This window comes from Pseudoalteromonas sp. SW0106-04, from assembly GCF_001293805.1.
GTDB classification, from domain to species: domain Bacteria; phylum Pseudomonadota; class Gammaproteobacteria; order Enterobacterales; family Alteromonadaceae; genus Pseudoalteromonas; species Pseudoalteromonas ruthenica.
Genome location: NZ_BCAI01000002.1, coordinates 330,968 through 348,893, shown reverse-complemented (window position 1 = coordinate 348,893; position 17,926 = coordinate 330,968). Strand labels below are relative to the sequence as shown.

Below are 17,926 nucleotides of genomic sequence, written 5' to 3'. Positions count from 1 at the left end.
TATGCTATCATCGCCGGCCAATAAATTTAATTTGCTTTATGGCTGCTTAGTACTTCGTCATGTCCGCATCTCAACTTAATACTGTCGAAAAACGTGCAGCGGTATCGCTAGCCAGTGTCTTTGCATTTCGAATGCTTGGGCTGTTTATGCTGATGCCGGTGTTGGCTGTCTATGGACAAAGCCTCAGTGGCTTTTCTCCGTTATGGATCGGCCTCGCGATTGGCGCTTATGGCCTTACCCAAGCGCTGTTGCAAATTCCTATGGGGTGGTTATCTGATCGCATTGGTCGCAAGCGGGTGATCATCGGTGGGTTGGTATTGTTTACCTTAGGCTCGGTGGTCGCCGCCTGTGCCGAATCCATGTATACCCTGACATTAGGGCGGGCGCTACAAGGCATGGGGGCGATTGCCAGTGCACTGCTGGCGCTTGCTGCCGACCTCAGTCGTGATGAGCAGCGTCCTAAAGTGATGGCCGTGATCGGCATGTGCATCGGCATGAGCTTTGCTGTCGCCATGTTGCTAGGGCCCATGGTTGCCGCGAGCTTCGGTGTTTCCGGGATTTTCTGGCTGACCGCTGCGCTGGCGGTGTTAGGCATGGCTATTGTTACTTGGATGGTGCCTACGGCGGTTAATCGTGCGCCCAAGGGCGAAACCAGTGTTACCCTTGCTGATGTGGGTAAGTTAGTGCGTCACCCAGACTTAGCTCGCTTAGACTTAGGGGTGCTGTTTTTGCACCTGTCACTGACGACCGTATTCGTGTCACTACCGACGCAACTGATTGCCGATGGGCTTGAAGCCGCCAAACACTGGCAATTATATATCCCCGTATTTGTGCTTTCTTTTGTGCTTATGGTGCCGATGATGATCGTCGCCGTTGCCAAGCAAAAAGAAAAACCCTTGTTTTTAGTCGCTATCGTGATGCTCATTGTGAGTATGCTTGGGCTGGTTGCCGGGGCGCATTCAGTGTATGTCATCGCGGCATGTATGATGCTGTACTTCGTGGCTTTTAACTTTCTTGAAGCCACTATGCCAGCCTTGGTATCGCGACTGTCTCCGGCGAATCAAAAAGGCTCAGCGATGGGCGTTTTTTCCTCATCGCAATTCTTGGGCGCGTTTTTAGGAGGCATTTTAGGCGGTTATGTGGCCCAAACCGGCAGCCCTGAGATGGTGTTTGCGGCGGCTGCTGTGGTTGGGGTAATATGGCTTGTCATAGCCGCGAAAATGCGAGTGCCGCCGCGTAGCAAAATTATTAGTTTGCTTAGTGCTGTTGATTCAGAGCAGGATGCACAGCAGTTGGCGGGTCGTTTAGTGGCATTACCTGGGGTGTTAGAGGCCACGGTGGTGTGTGATGAAAATCGCAGCTATCTTAAAGTAGACGACAAAAAATTTGATTTAGAGGCGGCGCAAAGACTCGTCGCCGCAGTGTAATTTATAGGAGTAAAAATCCATGGCGCGCGGTGTTAATAAAGTAATTTTGGTGGGTAATCTGGGTCAAGATCCAGAAGTTCGCTATATGCCAAACGGCAATGGCGTAGCAAATATCAGCATTGCTACCACAGATAGCTGGAAAGATAAAAATACTGGGCAAATGCAAGAGCGCACAGAGTGGCACCGGGTGGTGCTATTTGGCAAGCTGGCAGAAGTGGCGGGTGAATACCTGCGCAAGGGCTCACAGGTTTATATTGAAGGTCGCCTACAGACCCGTAAATGGACCGACCAAAGCGGTCAAGATAAATACACCACTGAGATTGTTGTCGATATGGGCGGGCAAATGCAAATGCTTGGCGGTCGTGGCGATAACCAGGGTGCTGCCTCAGGCGGTTATCAAGGTGCTCAGCAACAAGGCGGTTTTGGTGGCAATAACCAAGCACAAAGTAACCCACAGCAGGGAGCTCCTCAACAGGGGGCTGCGCAGCAAGGTGGTTACGGGCAGCAACAAAGCAATAATTATGGCCAGCAACAAAGCAACCAAGGTATGCAGCAAGGCAATCAACAGCAAGGTGGCTTTGGCTCTCAGCAGAATCATCAGAGCAATCAGCATGGTGGCGGCCAGCAAGGTGGTGGCTTTGCCCCTAAACCACAAAATGCTCCCCAAGGTGGTGCTTCAAACCCTATGGAACCCCCCATTGATTTTGACGACGATATCCCGTTCTAACAACTAAAAATTTGTGTGAAAAGCTTATTGATATCTCGCTATTTTATTCCACAAGCCCCATTCTATGGGGCTTTTTTATGGGTTCTTGCTTGAGCTTCCCCCTATCATGGACAACACTTTAGGCATGAGAATGATTACTCGTCGGCCTGTATTTTGTCTTTATTTCGTCCATACCGTACATGGATCGCTGTTGGTTTAGCGGCTATTACATTCGCTATATTGTGCAATGCTGTACTTGCGTATGCCTTGCATGTGCAGCGCCAAGCCGATATCCATCAGCTATCACATCAGCTAGATCGGGTTACTGATGTAGATGATGCGTTATTAACGACCTTACTCGAACCTTATGGCTTTTTCCTTGAGCCTCCTCAGCATGCTTATGTTGACCCTGTGTCTGTGGTTATCTCCACCGGGAATGAACATCAGGAGATATTTGGCTCGCCGTTGTGGTTGTCGAAAAGTCACTGGTTTATCATCGGTAATGCGCTGCTGGCGTACATGTGTTGGCAGGTGGTCAACCTTCTTAGGCGAAAGCGTATATCGCAAAAGAGCAAAGTACCATCGTTAGAAAAAACAGAACAAGCACCGATGAGTGCGAGTATTTTAGGCTTAAATCACTTGTATCAGAGTGTGTTTGCAATCGCCCATTGCACTAAACTGAGTGTTGCTGCTAACGGGGTTGCGAGTTTGCTCGAGACTTTGTTGCAAGAAAGCTTAAGCTACCAACAACAGCTGTCGGTGAAGGTGCTTAATACCGGCAGCTTCGCTATTACCATCCATGATATTCATTACCAACACCTCGACAAGCAATTTGAGGCACTCAGCGACACCATATTACAAAGCTGCCGAGCTTTACTCCCTGAATTGCGGGCTGCAGAGGTTAAAGTGGGCATTTGTAACTACCGAAGCGGTGCTGACCAAGCCATTGTTTATCAATTAACGCAATCGGCGTTGGCATTGGCAAAGCAAAGTGAAGACAAACATTGCTACCGTATCCCCTTTAGCCATAACCACTCTATGTTATTGGCAGCGAAGTCATGCTCGCTGAGTGAAAGTGTACAAAAAGATCACTTTATTTGCTTTTTCCAGCCCGTATTTGATTTGCATAGCGAGCAAATACTGCATCACGAAACCTTGCTACGTGTTCGCCACCAGCAGTTGGGCCTGATTTCACCAGAGTACCTCGAAGAGCCGCAAACACGCAAAGCAGAAAGCAGTGTGGATAGCGCCGTTTTAGCCCGATTGGATAAAATCCTTGCCACCGAGGTGCAACAAGGTGATGTCAGCATCAACTTGCAACAATCAAGCTGGTTCGATGATGAATTTTGGCAACGTCTTACGCTCTTTCTCGAGCAGCATCGCAATGTTCTTATCGAATGTAAGGCCGAACTTTTAGAGCAGCATCAATATATCGTGCGTAGGCGGGTGCGCCGAACTAAGGCATGCCAACGCGGAATTATTATTGACCAGTTACGAACATGGCCGAATGTGGATCTCGATAAATTGGCGGTGCCGGTACAAGCGATAAAACTGGCACCCGAACTTATTGCCCACATTGAAGTAGATAAAAATGTGCAAAAGCGTGTGCTAGCTTACGTTGCAAAGGCTCAACAGCACAGTATTCCAATAATTGCCGTAGGCGTTGAAAGGCAACAACAAGTTTTGGTGTTACAGCAGCTCGGGGTTAGGGCTGCACAAGGGGCATACTTCTCTGGTGCACTGCAACTGTCAACCTTCAAGTCGCTTTGAGTAGGCCGCGATAACGCAGGCCATTGAGCCCTTGCAAGCCCCCGGTATGTACGCCAATAATGCGACTGCCGGCAGGAAAATACCCTTGTGCAACCAGTTGCCACAGTGCGTACATCATTTTCCCTGTGTAAATAGGCTCCAGTGGCACTTGATAGGTGGCTCTGAAATCTTGGCAAAAGCGCCATTGTTTGTCACTAAAGCGGCCATAACCGCCATCATGAAAGTGCTGCATCAATTGCCAGTCACAGTGGTGTGTGGAGGTTAGTTGGCTTATTTCATGATTCAGGTAATCTGCATTTTTGAGCACGGCAATACCAAGTACTTTTCGCTGCGTATGGCCTGCGCATAACCCTGCTAAGGTACCGCCACTTCCTGTAGCGCACACTAGATAATCGTGTTCTGGTAAGGTTTGGGCTAGCTCCGCTACACCGCGTAGCGCCGCGTGGTTGGTTCCGCCCTCAGGGAGAATGTAGACATTACCAAAGCGTTGCTTAAGCTCATTGAGGTAATCTTTTTGCTGGCGCAAGCGATAGTCTTTACGCGTGACCGCCACTAACTTCATACCGCAGGCGTGGGCAAAGCGCAGTGTGGGGTTGTGCATATCAAGTTCAGGGCCGCGTACGATGCCAATAGTGCTTAGACCAAATAGTTTTCCAGCGGCGGCCGTTGCATATAAGTGATTGGAGAAAGGACCGCCAAAAGTGAGCAACTGCCTACATTCAGAAGCCTGAAAAGCCGCTAAGTTGTACTTTAATTTTCGCCATTTATTACCTTGGATCAGAGGGTGATACAAATCGTCGCGTTTGATGCTTAGTTGCACGTTGTGATGCCGCAGCAGCGGATGGTGAATTTGCTGCATTGGCGACTCTTTGATGGATGTAATGATTGAGCTCATAGTTTTGCCCTATTTTTCCCCCTAATTAACTTGCTAAATTCCGCAAATTATTGATACTTTGTATATTCTTATAGGTGATACTGCAGACTATATGGCATTTAAACTCTTGGCCCGTGTTCCTTGGCTAAACACAAAGAAAAAGTCCGAAGCAATAGTGGGCGTTGCCTTGTACGCAGACGTGTTACGCGCGGTGCAGTTAAAGCAAAAAAAGCAACAATGGTTTGTCAGTGATACCGAAGAGCTGCCGCTCAACGATTCAGCTAACTATTCGAAAGCATTACTTAAATTGCTACGCAAGATCTCTTCTGACACTTGCGACTTGTACGTGGTGTTACCACAATCCTATTATCAGATAGTACAGACCGAGAAGCCAGAGCTGAGCGAGCAAGAAATCACTCAGTCACTGCCGTGGACATTAAAAGACTTGGTGAGCATAAGTGCTGAGAATATCATTGCTGATTATATCGATTACCCGATTCAAAGCACCGGTCAAAAGGCCAAGATTAATGTGTTTGCTACCGATAAACAGCAATTGCGGCCGCTGGTCTCTGAGCTCGATAAGCTCAATGACTGCCACCTTCAGCAGCTATCGGTGAAAGAAACCACCCTCGCGGCGATGACCGCCAAAGATAACTATGCCCGCTTGGTGGTGTATCAGGAGCCTGGTGATGAACCCAGTGTGTTAATCATTCGCGATCAACAATTGCTGCTTAATCGCAGGCTACGAGGGTTCAGCGCGTTACAGCAACAGCCCGATGAAACCACTTTGTCGCACTTAAGTGATTCGTTAGGGCTTGAGATTCAGCGCTCCATGGACTTTTATGAGAGCCAGCTCAAACAGCCACCAATAAAGGAAATTCTTATTCAAGGCATTGATGATGCTCAGGCGGTGATCTCGCGTTTGCAAGCGTTTCAAACTACCCCTATTGTGGAGTTTAAACCGGTTATGGATTTGGCTGATGTGATTGACCCTAAATTCCATATGGCTTTGGCGGGCGCCTATTTTCCGATGTTGGAGCAGGCATGAAAAGCAGCATAAATTTTTACCAAGAAAGCTTGAAGCCGCGTCATGATCCGCTGCCGCTGGCTCTAGTTGTAAAAATATTCATCGCTGCATTTGTCGTGTTGGCTGTGGTTATCGCACTGCAAGTATGGCGTAATAATCATCAACAACAGCAGTTGCAGGAGCTTACACAGCAACATAGCCACCTAAAAGCTGAAGTGGCAGAGCTTAACAAGCAATTAGCGCAGCGGCGCGATACCAAGAACTTGCAGCAGCAACTAGAACAGCAACAGCGCGCAGAGCAGCATCGCCTTAGTTTGATTGCATATTTACAAGGGAAGGGCAGCGGTGCACCGCTTACTTACAGCGACTTGATGAATGACTTGGCGCGCTATCACAACCCACAAGTGTGGCTAACAGAAATTAATATTAGTCAGCGTCATGTGCAGTTACAGGGCAAAACGGCGGTACCCAGTGAAATAGCTCCGTGGCTTAAACAATTAAGAAATTCCAGCTACTTTTTAGGTAAAGAGTTTTCGGTCTTGGAGTTCGATCAAAGTGATGAGCTAAGACAGTTTAATGTGTCTACTCGCATTGATGGGGAGCAGCCATGAAGCGTTGGCAACATATAAGTAACCAGTTTAGTCAGCTACAACAGCGGGAAAAGATGCTGGTGCTGACAGTGGGGCTGTTCTGTATTCTGTACTTAGGTGGGTGGTTTATAAGCATGCCATTGATGGAAAATCACGACCAAGCAGCCACGCAAATTGCCGGTTACCAGAGTGAGAATGCATCACTGCGCACACAGCGACAGGCACTCACTCAAGCTTTGGCTATTGATTACAAAGCTAACCTCAAGTTGCAGCTTCAAGAGCTGCACCAGCGTAACCGCAATTTAGACCAACAATTACAACAGCTCAGTGATGGTTTTGTGTCCGGCGACCGTATGCCTGATGTTCTCGGCGATTTGCTAGCTCAGCAACAAGGGGTGCAGTTACTGGGTTTTAAGGTGATGGGTGTGGAAGCGGTGCAAACAGGCGAGCAAAGTGAGCCATCGTCACCACAATTACAGTTTTATCAGCACAATATGCAGATGACCTTGCAAGGTAATTACTTTGCTTTGCGAGATTATATGGCACGAATTGAGCAGGCAGCCACTCGGGTACTCATCACAGGCTTTCATTATCAGGTGCAGGAGCATCCGAGAGCGCAACTCACCTTGAACTTAGCAACGGTAAGTAACAATGAAACATTTATTAGCCTGTAGCCTGTTCATGGTCGCAAGTGTGCCAATAGCGGCACAAGTTTTACAAGACCCAACACGCCCCGCTTTGCAGGCACAGATATCACGTAGTACTGAGTCGGTACAGCAGCAATGGGTATTGGAGTCGGTAGTGAGTAAAAAAGGTCAACATAAGGCCATTATTTCTGGGCAGTTATACGCTCAGGGGGATAAGTTAGCCGATTACACTGTCACCAATATTAGCGCCCATGCTGTGCTCCTTGTTCAAGGTGCAAAGCAATTGAAGTTAGAGTTATATAGCAATGAAATTAAACAATAAGTTATTAGTCCACTGGTTTATAGTTGGTACCTCTTCGTTGCTGGTTAGCGCCTGTGCGACCTTCGGCACCGGAGAACGAGTGCAACCTCATATCGCCAAGGAACTAGAACCCGCAAAACAGTCGCAGGTTAGTGAGGCACCGCAACCCCCGAAAGACTTTGAGCAAGAATTGCTGAGCTCGGTATCAGCACACACTAAGGTGCAGCCCAGCACGGCTATTGAGCGCTTCGATGTGGTCGCCAATGAAGTTGCACTTCGGCCATTTTTTAACGCCCTGGTAGACGATACCCCTTTCAGTGTCGCTATTCATCCTGAGGTATCCGGCGCCATTAGTTTGAACCTTAAGCAGGTCAGTATGGATGAAGTGCTTAAGATCATCACCCGCATGTATCCACTTGATGTGTTTCTTGAAGGCCAGGTAGTGCAAGTCTTACCAGCAAAAATGCGCACCGAGTCTATAGCGGTAAACTATCTGATGATGCGTCGCTTTGGTGTATCGAATGTCAGCGTTATCTCCGGCGGCGTGAGCGATTACGATCAGAATAACAACGGCAACAGTGGCAACGGAAATAACAACTTTAGTAGCAATAATGGCGGTAATAACAACGCTATTAATAACAATAATGGCAACAACAGTGGCTCTGGAAATATTCAACAGCTTAATGGCTCAAATATTCAAACCAGTAGCGAGAGTGATTTTTGGGCCGACTTAAAAGAGGCATTGCAATCACTGGTGGGCACACACGGTGGTCGTTATGTCATTGTTAGTCCGCAAGCAAGTTTGGTAACAGTGCATGCATTACCGAGTGAGATTGCTGCCATGAAAGAGTTCTTGCGCCACAGTGAGGAAAGCTTGCAGCGGCAAGTGATTTTAGAGGCGCGTATCATCGAGGTGACACTCAAAGATGAATATCAGCAGGGAGTCAATTGGTCTGAAATAGCGGCAAATATTGGCAGTACATCACTGTCATTCTCCTCGACAGCAGCGCAGCTCGGTAATCAAATTTCTGCGGAATTAGGGGGGGCTGCTAGTTTGGTCTTCTCTAATCCTGATTTTGCTGGGGTGATCAATTTATTGCAAACCCAAGGTGATGTGCAAATGCTCTCAAACCCTCGAGTGACTGCAACTAACAACCAAAAAGCGGTGATTAAAGTAGGGGAAGATGAATACTTTGTAACCGATGTATCTAGCAGCGAAGACATCGGCAATGTCACCCAACAAAATAACAATGACATTGAGCTTACACCCTTTTTCTCTGGCATAGCTTTGGATGTAACGCCTCAAATAGACAAATATGGCTCGGTTATTTTGCACGTACACCCATCCGTGACTCAAACCGAGGAGCAAACCAAGTCAATTAAATTAGGGAGCGAAAGTATCGAGCTGCCTTTGGCTCAAAGTAATATTCGAGAGTCTGATACGGTAATCAGGGCATCGAGCGGCGAAATCGTGGTTATCGGAGGCTTAATGCAAACCATTACTTCCGACGAGGTTTCGAAAACGCCGGTGTTAGGCGATATTCCTCTCGTTGGTAATCTGTTTAAAAGTATTCGTAAGAAACAGAATAAAAAAGAGTTGGTCATCTTACTGCGCCCGACCGTGGTTATGCCAGACACATGGAAGAAGCAGCAACAACGCTCACGTAAATTGTTAGATACCTGGTACCGCAATTAATGTATCTCAGCTTTTTTAACCTAACGGAAATGCCGTTTTCGCTCACCCCGAACACGCAGTTCTACTGTGCTCTTGAGCCTCATAACGAAGCGCTGAAAGTGCTGCTCAGTGCACTGAGTATGTCCGAAGGGTTTATAAAAGTCACCGGGGAAGTGGGTACAGGCAAAACGCTGATTTGTAGAAAGTTGATAAACCACCTTGAGGATAATTATGTGGTTGTCTATTTGCCCAACCCTTATTTAACCCCAGATGAATTGCGATGGGCGGTGGCGGCTGAGTTGGGGCTGGAACTTGCGCCCGAGCAAGACCAACAAACATTGAGCCAATCCATAGAGAAACGCCTGTTAACCCTGAGTCAAGAAGGGAAAAAGGTGGTTATGATTGTTGATGAGGCACAATGTTTTAGTTGGGAAGCGCTGGAGGCATTGCGGTTATTAACCAACTTAGAAACGGAACAAAAAAAACTGCTCCAAGTAGTCCTCTTTGGACAACCAGAACTGGATACTAAGCTGGCCAATCCGCAAGTAAGGCAGTTGCGCCAACGCATCGGTTTTTCCTATCAGCTGAGGCCGATGACAGCTGCGGAGGTGGACTACTACATTAATCATCGCCTTCGCCGCGCAGGCGCGCAGTCTCCCCTCTTTTCACCGCGTCTGAACCACCATATAGCACGGGCTTGTCGCGGTATTCCTCGGTTAGTAAATACGGTATGCCACAAAGCGCTATTATTGGCTTATGGGGAAGGACAAACAGCACTCAATAAGCGCTATATTCGCGCGGCAATTGCCGATACCGAGGATTGCTACGCCCCAACATCTATGCGGCGCTGGTGGTTCTTTGCAGTGCTCAGTGTGACAGTGTTAGGCGTGGCGGGGATTTGGTTGTGGAGACAAGTGTTGTGAGTCTACTAAACAAGGCCCTCAAAGACATTGAGCAGCGTGATGGCGAACATGAACTGGCGTTAGAGCCGACCGTGCAACTGCCGCAGGCGCGGCCTTGGCGAAATGTCATCACCATTGTTGCGGTGTTAGTGAGCGCCATGGTCGTCATCGCCCTTGCTTATTTACTGATCCCCGCAGCTCCTAAAAGCACAAGTGACAGCTTTGACGAGGCGCCAGTCGCTGGCCCCTCGCACCAGGCAAACGCGCCAACGCTCGTTATCGAAGAGACAGCATCGCAGCCCAAGCAAACGACCAGTGTGGCTTTAACGGCACCTAAAGATGATAACAGTCGGCCTGTGTCAGCCATCAATGCCGAGCTCAATAGTCCACAGCATGCCAACGTGGTAGAGAACGAGCAAGCAGAGCCCCCGACATCATCACAGCAGCTACCTAGCAGCACCGAGTCGTTCGAGGCAGCACAAGCAATGGTGGCCACTGAGGACGAGCCAAGTCATAAGCCAGTAGCAACGCAGCCAAAAGCACCTCAAGTTGAGCCACCAACGAGAGCGGTTAACGCCTCGCAGCCAGTGGCGTCATCCAGTGATACCGCTGTGAAGGTGGTCAAGGCGCTAAGTGTTCAGCAGCGCGCGCAGCGCTGGTTTGAGCAAGGACAACAGTCGCTGCGCTTTGCAATGACGAACGAGGCTATAAAGCAGTTTGAACAAGCCGTTATTCTTGTTCCCGAACATGAACAAGCCCGGTCATCACTCGCTGCGACCTTATATGGACAACAGCGCTTAGAAGAAGCATACAGTGTGCTTATTAATGGCTTAAAAGTGGCGCCAGAAACCCTTTCATGGCGTGTCATGATTGCCAAAATGGCCATTGAACAACAGCAATATCAGCGCGTGCTTGAGGTGTTAGGAGATGGCCAGAATGCGCGCGCAACGCAACTGGGTAACAACGACTATTGGATTTTAAAAGGATCGGCAGCGCGCCAGCTAAAGCAGCACGATATTGCCAAGGTATGCTTTACTGAATTAGTAAGGCGTCAACCCAATGTAGCGAAATGGTGGTTGGCGTTGGCCACATCAGAAGACGCACTAGGCCAATACCATAGCGCTCGAGGGCATTATGCTACCGCTTTACAATTAGGTGGCTTATCAGGGCCGTCACAACAATACGCTCGAGCTCGCTATGATAGTTTACAGGACACGCCATGATTAGACCTCGCTTAAAAATGCGCTTAGGGGACCTCTTAGTCCACGAGCAGATAATTACCGAAGAGCAGCTTGAGCAAGCGCTGGCGGCGCAAAAAAGCTCAGGGCGGAAACTTGGGGCGACCTTAGTTGATTTAGGCGTGATTGCCGAGCCACAGTTACTGCGCTTTTTGGCTCAGCAACTGAATGTTCCCTTTTTAGATATTTCGCAACGTCGCATCGCGCCAGAAACCGCCACCCTCTTACCTGAGGTATATGCGCGCCGTTACCGTGCGCTAGTTATTGAGGATAACGGCGACAGCGTGTTATTGGGTATGAGTGACCCTGCTGATTTAAGTGGCCTTGACCAGTTAGGGCCTATTCTGGGTTCGAAGCGCATCGACCTTGCGGTGGTGCAAGAGTCACAAATGTTAGAGGCGTTCGATACCGTATACCGACGCACCCAAGATATTGCTAACTTTGCTGAACAACTTGATGAGGAGTATCAAGAAGGGGAAGAGTTCGAACTCAACGCCCTTGATGACAGCACCTCAGATGCAACGGTTGTTAAGCTGCTGCAATCCATTTTTGAGGATGCGGTACAGGTCCGTGCCTCGGATATCCATATTGAGCCCGATGAAAAGATGCTGCGTATTCGTCAGCGGGTGGATGGTGTGTTGCAAGAGAATATCTTAGATCACGTTAAGATTGCCTCAGCCTTAGTACTACGCCTTAAGTTAATGTCCGGCTTGGATATATCAGAAAAGCGCATTCCCCAAGATGGGCGCTTTAATATCAAAGTAAAAGGCCACAGCATAGATGTGCGGCTCTCGACCATGCCGGTGCAAAATGGTGAATCGGTGGTGATGCGTTTGCTGGATCAATCCGCCGGGCTGCTCACCTTAGATCAAACCGGTATGCCAGCACCTTTGCTACATAAGTTACGGGAAACGCTGAAGCGTCCGCACGGCATGATCCTTGTTACCGGCCCCACCGGCTCGGGTAAAACGACGACCCTGTATGGGGCCTTGAGCGAACTTAATCAGGCTCAGAATAAAATAATCACTGTGGAAGATCCTGTTGAATACCGTATCAGCCGTATAAATCAGGTCCAGGTGAACAGTAAAATAGGCTTGAGCTTTGCGAATGTGTTACGTACAACCTTGCGCCAAGACCCTGATATTATCATGGTCGGCGAGATGCGAGACCAAGAAACCGTGGAGATAGGACTGCGAGGTGCACTAACGGGACACTTGGTATTGAGTACTTTGCACACCAATGATGCCATCACCAGCGCCATGCGTCTTATCGATATGGGCGCACCACCTTATTTGGTTGCCAGCTCCTTGCGAGCGATTATCGCTCAGCGCTTAGTGCGCCGTATTTGTCAAAACTGTCAGCAACCCTATGAAGCCGACGAGCAAGAACGTGCCTGGGTACGTTATTTACAGCCTCACCTAGCGGATGCGCAATTCTACCAAGGGCGAGGCTGCAACAGCTGCAATCACACCGGTTATAAAGGCCGTATCGGGGTGTTTGAGCTACTAGAAATGAACGAAGATATGATGGATGCGCTGCGCCAAAGTGATACCCAAGCCTTTGCACAAGCAGCGAAGAATAACCCAGATTTCTCACCTTTATCACATATGGCAATGGACTACGCTCAGCAAGGGATCACCACCTTGGATGAAGTATTTAAAGTAGCTGAATATGTACCTGAGGTAGTAAACAACTAATGGCGCATTTTCGTTATCAGGCCAAAGATAGCCAGGGCAAACTAATTAAAGGTGTGGTTGAGGCTAATAACGCACAAGCGGCTGCGGATCAGTTATTGGCGCGTCAAAGTGTGCCCATTAAGATAGATGAAACTCAGGTGGTAAAAAGCGCCGATAACAAACCGCTTATGGCTTGGCTTCAGCCCAAGGTCGGCCTTGATGAGATGATTATCTTTTCACGGCAAATGTATTCACTGCTCAAAGCGGGGATCCCGATTATCCGCGCTATTAACGGCCTGGCTGAAACCACCACAAATCCGCGTTTTCGCGAGGTATTAAAAGAAATTACCACTCAGCTTGAGCAGGGGCGCAATTTATCCGCTGCTATGGCGAGCCACAAGGAGGTTTTTCATCGTTTAATGATCTCTATCGTGGTGGTGGGTGAAAACACCGGTAAGCTTGAGGATGCCTTTTTACAGTTGGCTGAATATTTTGAACGCGAGCAAGAAACGCGAAAACGAATAAAAGCGGCATTGCGCTACCCTACGTTTGTGATCATCGCCCTCATCGCGGCCATGTTTATCTTAAATATTTTTGTGATCCCCGTGTTCGCGCAAATGTTCTCTAAATTCGATGCTGAGTTGCCGCTGATGACGCGCATTCTCATTGGCACGTCTAATTTCTTTGTTCATTACTGGTGGTTGTTGCTGGCATTGATGGCGGCAAGCTATTACGGGATACGGCGTTACTTAGGTACCGAGCTAGGGCGATTGAAATGGGATCGCGTGAAATTACGTTTACCCATTATTGGCAGTATCATTGAACGTTCTTTGTTATCTCGATACAGCCGCAGTTTTGCCATGGTGTTACGTTCTGGTGTACCAATGACCACCGGGCTATCCCTTACGGCTGATGCCGTTGATAATGCCTATATGCATCAGCGTATTGTCGAGATGCGACGCGGCATAGAAAAAGGCGACAGCCTGTTGCGGGTTTCCCGACAGAGTGAGCTCTTCTCGCAATTGGTGTTACAAATGGTTGCAGTCGGGGAGGAAACCGGTCGCGTTGATGAACTGTTGCAAGAAAGTGCCGACTATTATGAACGCGAAGTGGATTTTGATTTAAAGAGCCTGACTGCGAAGATAGAGCCCATTTTAATTGCTTTGGTGGCGGTAATGGTGCTAATACTGGCATTGGGTATTTTTACTCCTATGTGGAACCTGATGTCTGCGATTAAAGGGGGCTAAAGTGCGTAATCAGCAGCAGGTGAGCCGGCGTTTGAGCCGGGTTTATCAACTGCTTATTAGTGGATTGCTGATTTGTGTGTTTATTGGCTTTTTTATTTACTATATCAGCCAGTTATTTAATAATGTCAATGACGTGAACTTGCATAAAGCGGTGGCGGAGTTCCATCACAGTGCCGTTGCTATTCATGGTAAGTGGCTAGCCCATAAACAAGATATCATTACCTTAGAGCAGGTGAGCGCGCAAATGCAGGTGGTGGGTCAACAACAGTTTGTGGTTAATCGCTTTGGCTGGCCGACAGGCCTTGAGGGCGATGGGGCTCCCTGTCAGGGCTTATTTGCCCGAATGCAAGGGCAGGGCAACCTGGCTGGGGTCAGTGTTAAGCCGATATGGGCAGGGCAAGCCTTAGTCGGGTGTGAGTTTCTTTTTAATGAGCGAGCCTGGTTTCGCTTTGATGTACACACCGGTCAAGTGGCTGTTACACTCAAATAAACAAAACATAATGATTTTTGAGTAATTCAGCCTTTGGTCTAGAATGAATTTAGGTACTTAACTCTGTTGGAGTAGGCAATGAAACGCAAACAACAAAGTGGCTTTACACTCATAGAGCTTATTATAGTAATCATTATTTTAGGGCTTTTGGCTGCAACCGCATTGCCGCGCTTTATCGACGTTACCGATGATGCTCGCGAAGCATCGGTTGAAGGCGTGGCTGGTGGATTTGCAGCGGCGATAGGATTAGTGCGCTCACAATGGGAAGTTGACGGTCGCTTAGTCGATAATGGTGGCGCTGATATTACCACTGTGGTGTATGACCAAGTTACCTTAGGTGTTGATGGCGATATTGGCTACCCCACCAACGATGGTAGCTCCGATACCACTGTTGGCGCTATGGCACGCCAAGATTGCAAAGATGTGTTTGATCTTATTTTACAATCAGCGCCTATTAATACCATTGACCCAAATCAGGCCGCGCAAAGCCGTTATTACGTACAATTTAACGCGGCCAATTCGCAGTGTATTTACTATCTTTCAGATTCGCTCGATACCACCAATGTCGCGAATCTGCCTGACGATTCTGTGCCTGATGGTGCAGCTACTGATGGTTTTTCTTACTTTCCCGCAACAGGGCAGGTAACCGTATTTTAAGTTTGCTATAACGAGGTACAGACGATGAAAGCAACAAAACAACAAGGTTTCACCTTAATCGAATTGATTATTGTGATTGTTATTCTAGGGATTCTTGCAGTCACAGCGGCGCCACGCTTTTTAAACTTGCAGGGTGATGCCAATGCGGCAACGGTACAAGGTGTTAGAGGCGCGATGAACTCTGCCAAAGATATCGTTTACGGAAAGGCTATTATTGAAGGTATTCAAGGTAATGTAGGTGATGGCACCGAAGGGGTTGACTTAGGCACCGATGGAACCGTTGATGTAACGACTTCCTTTGGCTACCCGCAAGCCGCAGCTACAGGTATTGCCGCAGCGATGGATATTGATTTAACCAACGACTTTGCAAGCGATGTGATTGAAGCTACAGGCGGGACACCCGCTATTTTTGTGGTAAGAACGACAGGTAGTGATGCACCGACTGCGGTAGTGGCAGGTAATGGTACCGGCGGTGAAGCTAATGATGGCTGTTATGTGGCCTACACCGAAGCAGCCGATGCTAATACACCGCCAGTGATCACCTTAAATCTTGACGACTGTCAGTAAGCAATGAACAACCGTGGTTTTACGCTCGTTGAGCTCATAATCACGATTATCCTTATTGGGGTATTGGCGGTGACTGCCATACCCCGATTTCTCGGCTCCAATAATGAAGATGCCTACACTTTAAGAGACCGCACGCTGGCGATGATCCGCAGTATCCAGTTGCAGGCGATGCACAATCTTAATAGTAATAATTGCGTTAAAATTACCACCACGTTAATCGCGCCCCCCGCTAATCAAAATTGCGAAAATACCATTTCTACAGCCTATGACGACTATCTCGTTGTTGATAGCACCGGCACTGATATCACTTTTACCACCACCGATAACAACGGTGGCAGCTTTAGTTCCTTGTCTTTTAACCATCTAGGGCAACCAGATATTAATTGCGCCAATACCTGCCGTGTACAGGTGGGGAATCAAGCTGTGTGCATTAGCGGCGAAGGGGCTGTGTATGGCTGTTAAGCGCCCGCGAGCGAGAGGTTTTACGCTAGTCGAATTGATTCTGGGCATTGTAATTTTTGCCATCGCGATGGTCATTGTATTCACCTTGATTGCTCCGCAAGCAAGGCAAAGCGCTGAACCCCTAGTGCAAGTAAAAGCAGCCAAGCTCGGGCAGTCATTGATGAATGAAATTCTGGGTAAAGCCTATGACGAAAACAGCGATCGTAGTCCGCCCTTTCAGCGCTGCGATGAAAAACCCGTTGGTTGTAGCACCACCATGGGCCCTGAGGAGGGCAGTCGTGATCTGTATGATGATGTTGATGACTACAATGGGTTAAGTATTACTGATGTCGGCGGTACTTATTCTGGATTCGCGGCCTCAGTGTTAGTCGCGATTGACGGTGATTACGACCAATCCAGCAATGATAACATTGAACAGGCAAAGCGCATTGAGGTAACCATCACCGCCCCCAATGGTGAGCGCTACCGCTTTGATGCTTATCGAGGTAATTATTGATGCGTGGATTTAGTCGCAATCAGGGCTTTACCTTAATAGAGCTGATCATAGTGATCGTTATCCTAGGGATACTTGCAGTCGGGGTGACCCAGTTTATTCGCTTTGCTATGCAAATTTACAGTGAGGGTAATCAACGTTCAGGGCTGGTAGCGCAATCGCGATTTGTTATTTTGCGATTAGAAAAAGAGTTACGTAATAGTGTTCCTAACTCCATCGCGGTGGATGGCACAAACGGATGTTTAAGCTTTTACCCCATCAAGAGCAGTGGCTCTTATCTGGGGGAGATAGACCAAGCTCCTTTGCCAGTGGTTGACTTTGACGGCAGTGCTGTTGAAAACGTTGATAAGATTGTTATCTTCCCTACTAGTGTGAATGATATTGAAAATAACGCGTTGACTATTACTGATATTGACGATCAGGGTAATAACGACAATATTTATGATTGGCAGCTTAGCGCCCAGCCACAGCGCAGTTCACCCGGTAAGCGCTTTTATGTGATTGGCCCCCAAGTTGAACTATGCGCCGAAGTGGTCGATGGCCGGGCATCTTTGGTGCGCAAGCAAAATGCAGCGACCAACCTATTGGCTGTGGGAGTCAGTGACTGGCAACCACGCTATGAACCGGGCACATTGGAGCGTAATGCCCTGGTTACCCTTGATTTAACTTTTAGTTCTGAGCAAGGTGAACAGCTTAGGCTAACGCATGAGGTACATATTCCTAATGTTCCCTAGCAGCTCTTTTCGTCAGCAGCGTGGCTCAATGTTGGTTGTAGCGGTCGTAGTGGCGGTGCTGCTATTGGCGCTTGGCCTCGCGCTCTCTCGCGTGATTAACGCGGGTATCAATCAAAACGCCCTAGAATATTATGGGGCGCGCAGTTACATGGCTGCGCAAAGTGGCATAGAGCGCAGCCTGCAACGGTTGATTACTGACAGCACCCCCAGTTGTGCGCTCATAGCTGGGGCGAATTATAGCTTTGCTAGCCGTGCCTTGGAGAATTGCACCGTGGAAATGAGCTGTGCCAGTGAAGAAGATGTTCCTGAGCCGACAGTGGCCAGTGGCGCAGTTAATTTTTATCAAATAACCAGTGCTGCGCAATGTAGCACTGGCAGTATCGATGTACAGCGCAGTATCGCTGTGGAAGTGAGGCTAGAAGGGTGAAGCTAGGCACAAAGAT

At 48.3% G+C, this 17,926-nt stretch carries 20 protein-coding genes; 19 read left to right on the top strand and 1 reads right to left on the bottom strand.

Features of this window, described 5'->3' with window-relative positions; translation table 11 throughout:
* The first annotated feature begins 59 nt into the window (after positions 1 to 59).
* The 3 genes from W04_RS04275 to W04_RS04265 all read left to right on the top strand — a co-directional run bounded on the left by W04_RS04275 (position 60) and on the right by W04_RS04265 (position 3,903).
* Positions 60 to 1,427, top strand: coding sequence for an MFS transporter (locus W04_RS04275; RefSeq protein ID WP_022945511.1), 1,368 nt, complete (start codon positions 60 to 62; stop codon positions 1,425 to 1,427).
* A 19-nt stretch (positions 1,428 to 1,446) separates the two neighbouring features.
* Positions 1,447 to 2,154, top strand: a complete 708-nt coding sequence (gene ssb / locus W04_RS04270; RefSeq protein WP_022945512.1) for a single-stranded DNA-binding protein — start codon at positions 1,447 to 1,449, stop codon at positions 2,152 to 2,154.
* A 153-nt stretch (positions 2,155 to 2,307) separates the two neighbouring features.
* Positions 2,308 to 3,903 (top strand): EAL domain-containing protein, encoded by a 1,596-nt coding sequence (locus W04_RS04265; RefSeq protein WP_053909900.1) that lies wholly within the window; start codon positions 2,308 to 2,310, stop codon positions 3,901 to 3,903.
* Here W04_RS04265 and W04_RS04260 read toward each other — a convergent pair.
* Entirely contained in the window at positions 3,890 to 4,798 is a 909-nt protein-coding gene (locus W04_RS04260) for a 1-aminocyclopropane-1-carboxylate deaminase/D-cysteine desulfhydrase (protein WP_053909899.1), read from the bottom strand. The genes W04_RS04265 and W04_RS04260 overlap by 14 nt on opposite strands.
* 91 nt (positions 4,799 to 4,889) lie before the next feature.
* Between W04_RS04260 and W04_RS04255 the strand changes: the two genes are divergently transcribed.
* The 16 genes from W04_RS04255 (at position 4,890) to W04_RS04180 (ending at position 17,910) form a co-directional block, all read left to right on the top strand.
* Positions 4,890 to 5,825, top strand: coding sequence for a hypothetical protein (locus W04_RS04255; RefSeq protein ID WP_053909898.1), 936 nt, complete (start codon positions 4,890 to 4,892; stop codon positions 5,823 to 5,825).
* Entirely contained in the window at positions 5,822 to 6,415 is a 594-nt protein-coding gene (locus W04_RS04250; RefSeq protein WP_053909897.1) for a PilN domain-containing protein, read from the top strand. Before W04_RS04255 ends, W04_RS04250 begins: the two co-directional genes overlap by 4 nt.
* On the top strand, positions 6,412 to 7,068 hold the full coding sequence (locus tag W04_RS04245) for a hypothetical protein (RefSeq protein WP_053909896.1): 657 nt from the start codon (positions 6,412 to 6,414) through the stop codon (positions 7,066 to 7,068). The genes W04_RS04250 and W04_RS04245 overlap by 4 nt, the downstream gene beginning before the upstream one ends.
* The gene (locus W04_RS04240; RefSeq protein WP_053909895.1) at positions 7,046 to 7,363 is read left to right on the top strand and encodes a hypothetical protein; all 318 of its coding nucleotides are present in this window, start codon (positions 7,046 to 7,048) and stop codon (positions 7,361 to 7,363) included. Before W04_RS04245 ends, W04_RS04240 begins: the two co-directional genes overlap by 23 nt.
* Entirely contained in the window at positions 7,347 to 9,038 is a 1,692-nt protein-coding gene (mshL, locus tag W04_RS04235) for a pilus (MSHA type) biogenesis protein MshL (protein WP_053909894.1), read from the top strand. Before W04_RS04240 ends, mshL begins: the two co-directional genes overlap by 17 nt.
* Positions 9,038 to 9,940 carry an ExeA family protein gene (locus W04_RS04230; protein ID WP_053909893.1) on the top strand — a complete coding sequence of 301 codons (903 nt, stop codon included), beginning with the start codon at positions 9,038 to 9,040 and terminating at the stop codon, positions 9,938 to 9,940. The genes mshL and W04_RS04230 overlap by 1 nt, the downstream gene beginning before the upstream one ends.
* Positions 9,937 to 11,142: a tetratricopeptide repeat protein gene (locus W04_RS04225; RefSeq protein WP_053909892.1), complete on the top strand. Its 1,206-nt coding sequence runs from the start codon at positions 9,937 to 9,939 to the stop codon at positions 11,140 to 11,142. The genes W04_RS04230 and W04_RS04225 overlap by 4 nt, the downstream gene beginning before the upstream one ends.
* Positions 11,142 to 12,854, top strand: a complete 1,713-nt coding sequence (locus W04_RS04220; protein WP_269432182.1) for a GspE/PulE family protein — start codon at positions 11,142 to 11,144, stop codon at positions 12,852 to 12,854. The genes W04_RS04225 and W04_RS04220 overlap by 1 nt, the downstream gene beginning before the upstream one ends.
* Positions 12,854 to 14,080: a type II secretion system F family protein gene (locus W04_RS04215; protein ID WP_053909890.1), complete on the top strand. Its 1,227-nt coding sequence runs from the start codon at positions 12,854 to 12,856 to the stop codon at positions 14,078 to 14,080. The genes W04_RS04220 and W04_RS04215 overlap by 1 nt, the downstream gene beginning before the upstream one ends.
* A 1-nt stretch (position 14,081) precedes the next feature.
* A complete protein-coding gene (locus tag W04_RS04210; RefSeq protein WP_053909889.1) occupies positions 14,082 to 14,570 on the top strand; it encodes a hypothetical protein in 489 nt (162 codons plus the stop codon).
* A gap of 78 nt (positions 14,571 to 14,648) precedes the next feature.
* Entirely contained in the window at positions 14,649 to 15,227 is a 579-nt protein-coding gene (locus W04_RS04205) for a prepilin-type N-terminal cleavage/methylation domain-containing protein (protein WP_053909888.1), read from the top strand.
* A 24-nt stretch (positions 15,228 to 15,251) separates the two neighbouring features.
* A complete protein-coding gene (locus W04_RS19145) occupies positions 15,252 to 15,794 on the top strand; it encodes a prepilin-type N-terminal cleavage/methylation domain-containing protein (protein WP_053909887.1) in 543 nt (180 codons plus the stop codon).
* A 3-nt stretch (positions 15,795 to 15,797) separates the two neighbouring features.
* Positions 15,798 to 16,256 (top strand): type II secretion system protein, encoded by a 459-nt coding sequence (locus W04_RS04195; protein WP_053909886.1) that lies wholly within the window; start codon positions 15,798 to 15,800, stop codon positions 16,254 to 16,256.
* On the top strand, positions 16,246 to 16,752 hold the full coding sequence (locus tag W04_RS04190) for a prepilin-type N-terminal cleavage/methylation domain-containing protein (RefSeq protein ID WP_053909885.1): 507 nt from the start codon (positions 16,246 to 16,248) through the stop codon (positions 16,750 to 16,752). Before W04_RS04195 ends, W04_RS04190 begins: the two co-directional genes overlap by 11 nt.
* A complete protein-coding gene (locus W04_RS04185; protein ID WP_053909884.1) occupies positions 16,752 to 17,483 on the top strand; it encodes a prepilin-type N-terminal cleavage/methylation domain-containing protein in 732 nt (243 codons plus the stop codon). Before W04_RS04190 ends, W04_RS04185 begins: the two co-directional genes overlap by 1 nt.
* A complete protein-coding gene (locus W04_RS04180; protein WP_130147138.1) occupies positions 17,455 to 17,910 on the top strand; it encodes an agglutinin biogenesis protein MshP in 456 nt (151 codons plus the stop codon). The genes W04_RS04185 and W04_RS04180 overlap by 29 nt, the downstream gene beginning before the upstream one ends.
* Positions 17,911 to 17,926: the final 16 nt, after the last annotated feature.